This is a genomic window from Mesorhizobium sp. ESP6-5 (assembly GCF_020164695.1).
GTDB classification, from domain to species: Bacteria; Pseudomonadota; Alphaproteobacteria; order Rhizobiales; family Rhizobiaceae; genus Mesorhizobium; species Mesorhizobium australicum.
Genome location: NZ_JAIUGR010000019.1, coordinates 96350 through 107048, shown reverse-complemented (window position 1 = coordinate 107048; position 10699 = coordinate 96350). Strand labels below are relative to the sequence as shown.

The following is a 10699-nucleotide window of genomic DNA, read 5'->3' as shown; positions in this document are numbered from 1 at the left end:
GGCGACGGCGGCAGCGATGCCGACGTGGAAGAGGCCTACAGGCGCTTCGGCGCGGCCCATCCGCTCGGCCGCATCGGGGAACCGGAGGAAGTGGCGGAACTCATCGCTTTCCTGTGCTCGTCGAAGGCCGGCTTCTGCACAGGCGCCGACTACAAGATAGATGGCGGCCTCACCGCCGGCATCGGCGTGAAGTAAGACCGTGAAGATCGATCTCGGGACCCAATCGGGAGTGGTGCATTAACGCAGCCAGTTCGGAACAATCTTTTTTGGCCGAAGTTTTACCCCTTGAAGGGACGAACTCTCCGAAGGAGATTTCCTATGAAACATGTTCTCATTACCAGCATGCTGGCGATCGGGCTAGGCTGCGGGACGGCGATGGCTCAGACGCAGCAGCCCGCCGACAGCCAATCAGGAGCGGACACAAATTGCGCTTCCGGCACGACCAACTGCCAGAAGGGCTCGAAGATGAAGGAGCAGGCGCAGGGCACCAAGTCCCAGACTGATCAGCAGGTTCAGGACAAGACCAAGGCCAAGACAGAGGAGCAGGCACAGGGCAAGGCCAAGGCCAAGACGGACGAGCAGGCCCAGGGCAAGGCCGGCACCACCACGGACCAGCAGGCCCAGGGCAAGACGAAGATCCAGACGGACCAGCAGGCGCAGGGCAAGGCTGGCACCAAGACCGACCAGCAGGCCCAGGACAAAACCAAGGTCCAGACCGACCAGCAGGCACAGGGTAAGGCCGGCACCACAACGGATCAGCAGGCTCAGGACAAGACAAAGGTCCAGACCGATCAGCAGGCACAGGGCAAGGCCGGCACCACCACGGATCAGCAGGCTCAGGACAAGACAAAGGTCCAGACCGATCAGCAGGCCCAAGGCAAGGCCTCCACGCAGGACAAGACCTCGACCGCTTCCATCAACAATGTGACGGTTGAACAGAAGACCCAGATCACTCATGTGATCAGGGAAACCAAGGTCGAGCCGGTCACGAACGTCGACTTCGACGTCTCCGTCGGCATCGAAGTTCCGCGGCACAAGGTCAGGCTGCATCGCTTGCCGGCTCGCATCGTCAAGATCGTTCCGGCCTACGAGGCGTACGAGTATTTCGTTCTCGCCGACGGCCGGATCGTCATCGTCGATCCGGATACATACAAAATCGTGCTGGTGCTGACCTAGGGCAATTCCAGGGAAAAGTGCGTAGCGGTTTTCCGTTCGGAATTGCGTAAAAACAAAGAGTTAGAGCACAGGATCGTTCAACCCGCCCCGCTGCACGCGGGTCGGGTTGAGCACTATGGCGAGATGATGCGGAACTTCCCGTGCAAACCTCTGCGCATGCTCAGGGATTGCGAGGCCGCAATGTCCTCAAGGTAATCGAGTAGCGGTGCTCGGCAAGCGGCGGGATGCTGTGCTCCCATTGCGACCGCGACGGCCCCGTCATGAGATAGGCCGATCTCGGCTCGACAGTGATGGTCCGACGCTCCCATTTAGACCCATTCTTGCGCCGAAGGCGAAAATCGCAGGGCGCCAGCAGCGAAACGCCCGCGACATCCTCGAAATGCGGCTTGTCGCGGTGCCAGCCGATACCGGCGCCGGGCCGGTACTCGTTGATCAAGACCTGCGCGAAGGTTTCGGCCGGCCGGCGCGCAAAAGCCGCGACCTTTTCGCGCAAGGGCAGCAGAAAATCAGGTATCGGCGGTGCCTCGACCACCTCGCGCCGGTCATAATCGTAGCGAAGGCCAAAACCGACGACACGCCGGTTTGCCAGATGGCCATGGAAGTCGAAGGCCTTGAAGGGCAGCGCCTCTAGATGATGGACGAGTTCGATTTCGTCCTGTGGCGTGATCAGTCCGGTCTGGTAGGCGAAACCCTCCGGCAGATCATCCTGAGCGGCACCGAAGAGATCGTGCTGGGCCACACGGCCGGCTGTTTTCGGTTTGAGCGGCGACATTTTGCCCAGATGGTGAAGGCCGGACCACAAGGCAATATGGGAACCGCGCTTGCCCGCCCTGGATACGTCCCAAAACCGGCGCAACGGAACCGCGGGAGGAGCGTGAAAGTTTAGCAACGGCGGTTCCGTCGGAGGCCGCCGGACACGTTCTAGCCTTGGAGTGCCGGATGCCGCGCGTTGAAACCGGGGCCTGCTTTTGCGGGGCGATCGCCGCCACCATGGACGGTGAGCCTTTCTGGATATGCTACGATCACGATGACGATTGCCGACGGGCCATCGGCAGTCCACTCACCGTCTGGGTCGGGTATCGGCCGAGCCAAATCAATCTTTTGAGGGGGGCGCCAAAGGCCTTTTCCAAGACGCCGGGTGTTATCCGCACTTTCTGTCCCGACTGCGGGAGTTCGATAAGCTATAGCGACGAAGGGCTGCCGGACGAGCTTTATCTGACGATCGGATTCTTCGACAAACCCGAAGGGCTGCGGCCACAGGCCCATGCCTATTGGGACCTCAGGCTGCCTTGGGTCGACTTTGCCGACAAGCTGCCGCGCATCGATCGATATTCGAGGAAACGCGATGCGAAGTTCGGCAACCCAAGCGACAGGTAGCGATGTCGGATGGCGGCACGGAACCGCACCACGCCTGGCGGGTTATTTGGCTGAGCCGTCAGGTGCCAGCATGCCATCGACCGTCATTCGAAACACGCAATACGATCCCGCGACCAGGATCCTCTCGGTCTGGTTCGTGCCGCACGGCAACCGCTATGACTATGAGGACGTCGCCCTGGCTACCTATGCGGCGTTCATGCGCGCTCCTTCGAAAGGCCGCTTCTTCAATAAATTCATCAAGGACCACCACAGGTACCGTCGCGTGGCGTGATGCCCGGCCCGTCATGCCTTCCTGTTCTCGTCGGCGCCCATCTCATCCGGCGCCGGTTCCCAACCAAAGACACTGCGGCCGCCAAGCAGATGCGACTGGTCGAATTCGCCGGCGACAATTTCCTTGAGGCTGGGACCCGTGACGTATCGCTCGACCTGCCGCGACTGATGGTCGAGCCGCCTCAGGGCGCCGATTTCCTCTTCGCGACCGAGCCTGGCCTTTTGCACGGCGGACTTCAGCACGCCGATCGTCTCGTCATATACCTTGAGCGGTACAGGGAACGGATGCCTGTCCTTGCCGCCATGCGCCAGCGAAAAACGACCCGGGTCCGAAAATCGGCAAGGCGCGCCATGCACCACTTCGGCAACGAGAGCGAGTGCCCTCACCGTGCGGGCGCCTACGCCCGGAACCAGGAGAAGCTCGGCAAAATCGGCTGGACCTCGCTCGGCGGCGGCGGCCATGTTGCCATGAAGCCGATGCATCACGACGTCGCTTTCGCGGACGTCGTGATGAGCCGGCATGATCAAATGCGGCAGCAGGGGCTGCACCGGAGCCGGTGCCGTACCAGGCTCCAGCGCGGCGAACTCCCGAAGGATGCGGTCCGGCCCAAGATCCTGGAGGAGATCAAGCTGTCCCTGGCGCGAGGCTTCGGCGCGGCGGTCGGTCAGGTTGACGATCTCGCCCTGGTTGGCGCCTTCGATGGCAGCATGCGGCTGGTCGACAAAGCTCTTCAAACCTTCGGACAGCCAATGGTAGCGGCGCGCCACCTTGCTGTCGCCGTTCATGCCTTGCTGCACCACCACCCAGTCGCCGTCGTCGGTGACGATGAAGCCATGCAGATAGAGGTCGAACCCGTCCTGAACGGCGGCGCTGTCCACCTTGGCGACAAGCCGGCTGGCGGTCGCAAGGCGGGCTCCGTCGAAGCCGATGCGCTCACCAATGGAGGCAAGCTCGTGGGGGGTTTTGCGCGAATGCGCGCCACGGCCGCCGCAGACGTGGATGCCGAGTTCGCCCGACAGCGGCGTGAGGCCGCGTTTCAAGGCGCCGACGACGCTGGTGGTGATGCCGGACGAATGCCAATCCATGCCCATGACGGCGCCGAAGGACTGGAACCAGAACGGATGCGCCAGACGCCGCAGCAATTCGTTGCGGCCATAGTGATGGATGATCGCCTCGCACATGACGGCACCGAGACGCGTCATGCGGTCGCCCAGCCATTTCGGCACGCGTCCACCGTGAAGGGGAAGATCAGCACTGCCCGATCGTTGCGCCACGTTTGCCTGCTCCAATGTCCGCGATTGGGACAGATAAGCACTACAGACCCCGCAGGGAAGGCTGACGCTACACTGGCGTCAAGTCCAGTTCGAGAGAACCGTTTCCATCTCGACTGTCTCGACCTGCTGCGCGAAGCGCTGGTGATAGACGGTAAGCAGCGCGTCATGCGTTGCGTCGGAAGAGCTGCACAATGCGTCGGTGACGAGCACCACGCGATAGCCGAAATCGATGGCGCCGAGCACGGTGGCTAGGACGCATACATCGGTTTCGCCTCCCGTGACGACCAGCGTGTCGATCTCGCGTTCCATCAGAAAGGCCCTGAGGCGCCCTTCGAACCAGGGGGAATAGATGTGCTTGTCGATGACTGCCGCCGGCGGACAGTAAGCGGCCAGCGCCGGCAACAATTCGATCATCTCCGGCCCGATATTGTCGATCGCCATGGAGGCCCAGCGCTCATAATAGCGTTTCCATGTACCAGCGCCTTGCCCCGGCCTTTGCGCAGGCAGGAAGCGCGTGAAGACCGTCTGTTCCGCACGCCTTTCGACCAGCCTCTCAATTTGAGGCAGGACACGGGTTATCCAAGGCGTCGCCCAAGGTGACGGTTCGGCAAACAGCTTCTGCATATCCACACAGACATGCATGCACCGGTCGCCCAATGGGCCATAAGCCAAGCCTGGCATCGACATCAACGCATCTCCGACCGGCGGTGCGTTCTCATGACTTCCGGCACTGCCATCCGGATACGCAACGCCGCATGCGGGAACTCGTTCCTGAGCCGCCTACAGGGACCGACGCGGATGGCCGGCGTCTCCGCCGCGGTGAACGGAGGCGCTCGCATAAAACTGTCGGAGCTGTGGGGCGGTCCTCTTTTAAGGCTGTGCCGAGAGCGGCACCGGCTCGCCGGACCTTCCCGCTATCTCACCACACGCTTCTCGAGCTTGCGGGCCAGAGTGCGCCGGTGCAGGCCAAGCCGGCGCGCCGTCTCGGAGATGTTGAAGCCGGTTTCGACCAGGGTTTCGTGGATGCGCTCCCACTCCAGGTTCTTGATCGAGGTGGGCCGGCTGGAAAGCGGTACGGAAACGTCGCCCTCGGCACGGCCGAAGGCGGCTTCGATGTCATCGGTATTGGCGGGTTTGGCCAGGTAATGGCTGGCGCCGAGCTTGATCGCCTCGACCGCCGTGGCGATGCTGGCAAACCCTGTCAGCACGACGATCCTGATCGACGCATCGCGGGCGCTGAGCAGCTTGACGCACTCCAGCCCGGAACCGCCGGCTCCAAGCTTGAGATCGACTACGGCATAAGTCGGAACGGCTTTTTCGAGGGCGTCTAGCAAGGCTTCCCTGTCGTGGCAGACCATGACGTCGTACTCGCGCTTTTCGAAGGAGCGCTTCAGCGTCTTGGCGAAGGTCGCGTCGTCCTCGACGATAAAGAGGGATCGGTCAGGCCTCATGATCATCTCCGTCGGTCAGCGCCGCGAGCGGCAGCGAAAGCGTAACACAGGCGCCCTGCTCCATGTTGCGCGCGGAAAAATCGCCTCCCAGTTTCCGGACCACATTCATGACAAGGAAAAGACCAAGACCGCCCCCTGGCCGTCCCTTGCTCGACATATAGGGCTGGCCAAGCGCTGCCAGAATAGTCTCGTCGAAACCCGGCCCGCGATCGCGCACGGCGATCACCAGCTTGTCGCCCTGCCGCTCGGCAGTGACGCCGACCCAAGCCTGCGACGCTTCCTGGGCGTTGTCGAACACGTTGAAGATGACCTGCTTCAGTGCCGTGTCGGACACGATCTGCTCGTCCGGGTCGAAATCGTTCGTGTATTCCAGCTTGAATGGCTGGCGACTGATGCGCCATTCCTCGACCAGATCGTCGAGGAAACCGCGAATGGTGGTGCGTATCGTTCCCTCGCCTCTGGCCTGGCCGGAAGACATCAGAATGCCGGACACGATGCGCTTGCAGCGCTCGATCTGCGCCCGCATTTCGGCCATGTCGGCCGCCAGTTCGCGGTTGCGTGCAAGGGTGCGCATCTGGCGCCAGTCGGACAGGATGACGGATATCGTGGCAAGCGGCGTACCCAATTCGTGCGCGGCGCCGGAGGCCAGCAGGCCCATGCGCACGATGTGGTCCTCCTCGGCCGAGCGCTGGCGCAGGTCGGCGAGATAGGCATCACGTTCGCGCAGGTTGCGGTCGATGCGCGTCATGAAGATCACGATCAGGCCGGCGGCCAGCACGAAGCAGATGAACATGCCCCTGATATGCAGGGACAGGAGATCGCTGCCGCCATGATGCGGGATGGCGATCGGCTGGAAAAGGAAGATGAGGAAGACGAAGCAGGCCGACGCGGCCGCCACCAGGATCCAGGTAAACCTTGGGGTCAGCAGTGCCGCGCCGAGCGTGATCTGCAGAAGGTAGAGCGATACGAACGGATTGGACGCGCCGCCGCTCAGGTAAAGCTGCGTCGTCAGTGCCGCCATGTCGAAGATGAGCGCGACGAAGAGCTGGGTGTTGGTGATCGGCCTGACACCGCGCAGGACCAGCAAGCTGAAGATGTTGAGGCCAACCAGGAAAAGCACAACGCCGGCCATCTTCGCCAGCGGCAGCGGGATCTCGAACCAGTATTGCGTCGCCAGAATGGTGAGCACCTGACCCGCCACCGCCAGCCAACGCAGTTGGATGAGCAGGAACAAGTTCTTCCTGTTCGTTGCTTCGGGATTTGGTACCGCGCCATTGTTGGCGGCAAGGGACGCCGTCACCAGCGATTTGTCGCGGCGGAGCGCTTGCGTGGGGACGCTCATCTTGCTGGTCCTTGCCGCTGGGGGCGGCCGGTCATCGGCCTGGCCAGGGCGAGGGCAAGCATCGCAGCGAGCGTGAACCAGGTCAAAGCATAGATGACGTGGCTGCTGCGGAAAGTCACGACGGTCAGCCCGCCGTGTGGCCAGCCGTCGATGCCGGATGCCTCAGCATCAACAAAATAGGGTGCGACATCCGTCAGGCCGCGCGCGGTTGCGATGGCAGCGACATCCCGCGAATACCAGCGATTGCCCGTGGTGTCATTCTTGCGCAGGAAGCCACCGCCTGGCTCGCTCATGCGCAACAGTCCATCGATGATGACCGGCGCGGTTGAGCCGCCGCTCTCTTGTCCGAACTCGGCCTTGCGCTCCGGGGGAATGAAGCCGCGATTGACCAGCACGACGAAGCCACTGTCGGTCCGCATCGGCGTCAGCACCCAATAGCCGCCGCCAAGCTCCGTCACCGCCTGGACCAGCGTGTTGGCGCCGCCCAGGAAGCGTCCGGCCAATCGCACATGGCTGTATTCGTAGCGGGCTGCGGTGATGCCGTTCCAGCTCTCCGGGCCAGGCGCTTCGAAAACCGGGGCATGAATGCGTTGGTCGACACGGGCGATCAGGTCGAGCTTCCAGGCCCGCCTCTCCAGCTGCCATATGCCGAGCCCGACAAACACCAGCACGCCGAGGAGCCCGAGCAGCACAAGGACAAGGCGCGATGCGGACGACCGGCCGGCGCCCTCTTGCGACGCGGGCCGCGGACCGATGCCCGTCGCCTCGGCGTTGGTTCTCCCAGAGCCCGCAACCGGGCTCATGGCATCTCGCGCATGTCGTGCAGCCCCGGCATCATGTTGGCGTTGAGATGATACATCACCCAGAGCGAGCCGGTCAGTACGATCACGACCAGGATCAGCGTGAAGATCAGCGCCAGCATCGACCATCCGCCTTCCGAGGTGGTGTTCATATGCAGGAAGAAGACCATGTGGACGACGATCTGCGCGACCGCGAAGGCCATAATGACAATGGCCGTCGCCTGCTTGTCGTCGATGGCACCGCTCATGACCAGCCAGAACGGGATGGCGGTCAGGATCACCGACAGGATGAAGCCGGTCAGATAGCTCCGGAACGATCCGTGTGCTGCTCCTCCATGGGCATGGCCGTGACCCTCGGCATGATCATGAGCGCTCATCGCAACATTCCCATCAGATAGACGAAGGTGAAGACGCCGATCCAGACGACGTCAAGGAAATGCCAGAACATCGAGAGGCACATCAGCCGGCGGCGGTTCGCCTCGACGAGGCCAAATCGTGCGACCTGGGTCATCAGCGTCACCAGCCAGACGATGCCGAAGGTGACATGCAGGCCGTGCGTACCGACCAGGGTGAAGAAAGACGACAGGAAGGCGCTGCGCTGCGGTGTCGCGCCTTCATGGATCATGTGCGAGAATTCATAGAGCTCGATCGACAGGAACGCCAGGCCGAACAGGCCGGTGACGGCGAGCCAGGCTTGCGTCGCCCCCACGCGACCCCTGTCCATGGTCAGCGTGGCGAAGCCATAGGTGATCGACGAGAAGAGCAGCATGGCGGTGTTGACCGCCACCAGATCGAGGTCGAACAGGTCCTTGGGTGCCGGCCCGGCCGCGTAGTTGCCGCCAAGCACGCCATAGGCGGCGAACAGCATCGCGAAGATCAGGCAGTCGCTCATGAGATAGAGCCAGAAGCCGAGCATGGTGGAGCCGCCTTCGGCGTGCGCATGCTCCTCTTCCAGGTGAAACACCGGTTCGGTGCCGGCTGTGATTGCTGTCGATGCCATGCTCAAACCCCAGCCCCGAGGAGCGTCGTCCTCGCCTCTTCCGTCCGAGTGACTTCGGCTGCCGGAATGTGGAAGTCGCGGTGATAGTTGAAGGTGTGGCCGATCGCGGTGGCGATGAGGCAAACGAAGCTCAGCGCCGCCAGCCACCAGATGTACCAGATCAGGGCGAAGCCGAGCGCGACGCTGAAGGCGGCCAGGAAGACACCGGTGCCGGTATTGCTGGGCATGTGGATCGGCTTGAAGCCGGCGAGCGGCCTGGTGTAGCCGGCCTGCTTCATGTCAAACCAGGCATCGTTGTCGCGAATGACAGGTGTGAAGGCGAAATTGTAGGCAGGCGGCGGCGAGGAGGTCGACCATTCGAGCGTGCGGCCGTCCCATGGATCGCCGGTCGGATCGGCAAGCGCCTCGCGCCTGCGGATGGAGACGAAGATCTGGATCAGGAAGGCGGCGATGCCGCAGGCGATCAGCACCGCGCCGAAGGCGGCGATGACGAACCATATCTGCAGGGAGGGATCATCGAACACGCGCATGCGGCGTGTCACGCCCATCAGGCCGAGCACGTAGAGCGGCATGAAGGCGAACCAGAAGCCGACCACCCAGCACCAGAACGAGACCTTGCCCCAGAACGGGTCGAGCTTGAATCCGAAGGCCTTGGGCCACCAGTAGGCAATGCCGGCGAACAGCCCGAACAGCACGCCGCCGACGATGACGTTATGGAAGTGCGCGATCAGGAACAGGCTGTTGTGCAGCACGAAATCCGCCGGCGGCACGGCAAGCAGCACGCCGGTCATGCCGCCGACGGTGAAGGTGAGCATGAAGGCCACCGTCCACATCATCGGCAGTTCGAAGCGGATGCGGCCCCGGTACATTGTGAACAGCCAGTTGAAGATCTTCGCTCCCGTCGGGATCGAGATGATCATCGTCGTAATGCCGAAGAAGGAATTGACGCTGGCGCCGGAGCCCATGGTGAAGAAGTGGTGCAGCCAGACGAGATAGGACAGGATGGTGATGACCACCGTGGCGTAGACCATCGACGTGTAGCCGAACAGGCGCTTGCCGGAGAAGGTCGAGGTGACTTCGGAAAAGACGCCGAACAGCGGCAGGATGAGGATGTAGACTTCCGGGTGACCCCATATCCAGATGAGGTTGACATACATCATCGGATTGCCGCCGAAGTCATTGGTGAAGAAGTTGGTGCCGACATAGCGGTCGAGCGCCAGCAGCGAGAGCACCGCCGTCAGCACCGGGAAGGAGGCGACGATCAGCACGTTGGTGCAGAGCGACGTCCAGGTGAAGACGGGCATGCGCATCATCGTCATGCCGGGCGCGCGCATCTTGATGATGGTGCAGATCAGGTTGATGCCCGACAGCGTCGTGCCGACACCCGCCACCTGCAGCGCCCAGATATAATAGTCGACGCCGACGTCGGGACTGTAGCCGATGCCGGAAAGCGGCGGATAGGCGAGCCAGCCGGTGCGGGCGAATTCGCCGACGAACAGCGAGGCCATGACGAGGATGGCGCCGCCGACCGTCATCCAGAAGGAGAAATTGTTGAGGAACGGAAAGGAGACGTCGCGGGCGCCGATCTGCAGCGGCACGACGAAATTCATCAACCCGGTTACGAAGGGCATCGCCACGAAGAAGATCATGATGACGCCATGGGCGGTGAAGATCTGGTCGTAGTGATGTGAGTTCAGGTAGCCCTCGGAGCCATTGAAGGCGATGGCCTGCTGGAGGCGCATCATGATGGCGTCCGAGAAGCCGCGCAGCAGCATGACCAGCCCCAGCACCATGTACATGATGCCGATCTTCTTGTGGTCGACGCTGGTGAACCATTCACGCCACAGGTAGCCCCACAGCTTGAAATAGGTGATGACGCCGAGAAGCGCGATGCCGCCGAGTGCCACCGCGGCGAAGGTGGCGACAACGATCGGCTCATGCAGCGGCAGCGAGTCCCAGTTGAGGCGGCCGAAAATGAATTTGGTCAGCGTATAGGGCATCGCAAGTC

General features: G+C 62.3%; 13 protein-coding genes. 4 read left to right on the top strand and 9 right to left on the bottom strand.

What is annotated here, in order from left to right; all coding sequences use genetic code 11:
- A partial coding sequence (locus LB524_RS26715) for an SDR family oxidoreductase (RefSeq protein WP_140790503.1) occupies positions 1-195 on the top strand: 195 nt, incomplete at its 5' end.
- A gap of 123 nt (positions 196-318) precedes the next feature.
- Positions 319-1176: a DUF1236 domain-containing protein gene (locus LB524_RS26710; protein ID WP_224531294.1), complete on the top strand. Its 858-nt coding sequence runs from the start codon at positions 319-321 to the stop codon at positions 1174-1176.
- 160 nt (positions 1177-1336) lie between these two features.
- On the opposite strand, the gene LB524_RS26705 is transcribed toward LB524_RS26710, so the two are convergent.
- A complete protein-coding gene (locus LB524_RS26705; protein WP_015316474.1) occupies positions 1337-1948 on the bottom strand; it encodes an alpha-ketoglutarate-dependent dioxygenase AlkB in 612 nt (203 codons plus the stop codon).
- Positions 1949-2115: 167 nt separating this feature from the next.
- Between LB524_RS26705 and LB524_RS26700 the strand changes: the two genes are divergently transcribed.
- Together LB524_RS26700 and LB524_RS26695 are read left to right on the top strand one after the other, a co-directional pair.
- Positions 2116-2553, top strand: coding sequence for a GFA family protein (locus LB524_RS26700; protein ID WP_224531293.1), 438 nt, complete (start codon positions 2116-2118; stop codon positions 2551-2553).
- A gap of 70 nt (positions 2554-2623) precedes the next feature.
- Positions 2624-2824, top strand: coding sequence for a KTSC domain-containing protein (locus LB524_RS26695; RefSeq protein ID WP_224531292.1), 201 nt, complete (start codon positions 2624-2626; stop codon positions 2822-2824).
- 11 nt (positions 2825-2835) lie between these two features.
- Here the strand turns inward: LB524_RS26695 and LB524_RS26690 are convergent, their stop codons facing one another.
- The 8 genes from LB524_RS26690 to cyoB all read right to left on the bottom strand — a co-directional run bounded on the left by LB524_RS26690 (position 2836) and on the right by cyoB (position 10691).
- Positions 2836-4098 (bottom strand): DUF763 domain-containing protein, encoded by a 1263-nt coding sequence (locus LB524_RS26690; RefSeq protein WP_224531291.1) that lies wholly within the window; start codon positions 4096-4098, stop codon positions 2836-2838.
- A gap of 78 nt (positions 4099-4176) precedes the next feature.
- On the bottom strand, positions 4177-4785 hold the full coding sequence (locus LB524_RS26685; protein ID WP_015316470.1) for a cysteine hydrolase family protein: 609 nt from the start codon (positions 4783-4785) through the stop codon (positions 4177-4179).
- Positions 4786-5012: 227 nt separating this feature from the next.
- Positions 5013-5549 carry a response regulator transcription factor gene (locus tag LB524_RS26680; RefSeq protein WP_224531289.1) on the bottom strand — a complete coding sequence of 179 codons (537 nt, stop codon included), beginning with the start codon at positions 5547-5549 and terminating at the stop codon, positions 5013-5015.
- The gene (locus tag LB524_RS26675; protein ID WP_224531287.1) at positions 5539-6891 is read right to left on the bottom strand and encodes an ATP-binding protein; all 1353 of its coding nucleotides are present in this window, start codon (positions 6889-6891) and stop codon (positions 5539-5541) included. Before LB524_RS26675 ends, LB524_RS26680 begins: the two co-directional genes overlap by 11 nt.
- On the bottom strand, positions 6888-7694 hold the full coding sequence (locus LB524_RS26670; protein WP_224531286.1) for an SURF1 family protein: 807 nt from the start codon (positions 7692-7694) through the stop codon (positions 6888-6890). Before LB524_RS26670 ends, LB524_RS26675 begins: the two co-directional genes overlap by 4 nt.
- A complete protein-coding gene (gene cyoD, locus LB524_RS26665) occupies positions 7691-8068 on the bottom strand; it encodes a cytochrome o ubiquinol oxidase subunit IV (RefSeq protein ID WP_224531284.1) in 378 nt (125 codons plus the stop codon). The genes LB524_RS26670 and cyoD overlap by 4 nt, the downstream gene beginning before the upstream one ends.
- Positions 8065-8691: a cytochrome o ubiquinol oxidase subunit III gene (gene cyoC, locus LB524_RS26660; protein ID WP_411909944.1), complete on the bottom strand. Its 627-nt coding sequence runs from the start codon at positions 8689-8691 to the stop codon at positions 8065-8067. The genes cyoD and cyoC overlap by 4 nt, the downstream gene beginning before the upstream one ends.
- A 2-nt stretch (positions 8692-8693) precedes the next feature.
- Positions 8694-10691, bottom strand: coding sequence for a cytochrome o ubiquinol oxidase subunit I (cyoB, locus tag LB524_RS26655; RefSeq protein WP_224531281.1), 1998 nt, complete (start codon positions 10689-10691; stop codon positions 8694-8696).
- Positions 10692-10699: the final 8 nt, after the last annotated feature.

Coding starts and splice junctions, on each gene's coding strand:
- cyoD (WP_224531284.1), bottom strand. CDS start 8,068: ATGAGCGCTCATGATCATGCCGAGGGTCACGGCCATGCCCATGGAGGA.
- LB524_RS26705 (WP_015316474.1), bottom strand. CDS start 1,948: ATGTCGCCGCTCAAACCGAAAACAGCCGGCCGTGTGGCCCAGCACGAT.
- cyoC (WP_411909944.1), bottom strand. CDS start 8,691: ATGGCATCGACAGCAATCACAGCCGGCACCGAACCGGTGTTTCACCTG.
- LB524_RS26675 (WP_224531287.1), bottom strand. CDS start 6,891: ATGAGCGTCCCCACGCAAGCGCTCCGCCGCGACAAATCGCTGGTGACG.
- LB524_RS26680 (WP_224531289.1), bottom strand. CDS start 5,549: ATGAGGCCTGACCGATCCCTCTTTATCGTCGAGGACGACGCGACCTTC.
- LB524_RS26670 (WP_224531286.1), bottom strand. CDS start 7,694: ATGAGCCCGGTTGCGGGCTCTGGGAGAACCAACGCCGAGGCGACGGGC.
- LB524_RS26700 (WP_224531293.1), top strand. CDS start 2,116: ATGCCGCGCGTTGAAACCGGGGCCTGCTTTTGCGGGGCGATCGCCGCC.
- LB524_RS26695 (WP_224531292.1), top strand. CDS start 2,624: ATGCCATCGACCGTCATTCGAAACACGCAATACGATCCCGCGACCAGG.
- cyoB (WP_224531281.1), bottom strand. CDS start 10,691: ATGCCCTATACGCTGACCAAATTCATTTTCGGCCGCCTCAACTGGGAC.
- LB524_RS26685 (WP_015316470.1), bottom strand. CDS start 4,785: ATGTCGATGCCAGGCTTGGCTTATGGCCCATTGGGCGACCGGTGCATG.
- LB524_RS26710 (WP_224531294.1), top strand. CDS start 319: ATGAAACATGTTCTCATTACCAGCATGCTGGCGATCGGGCTAGGCTGC.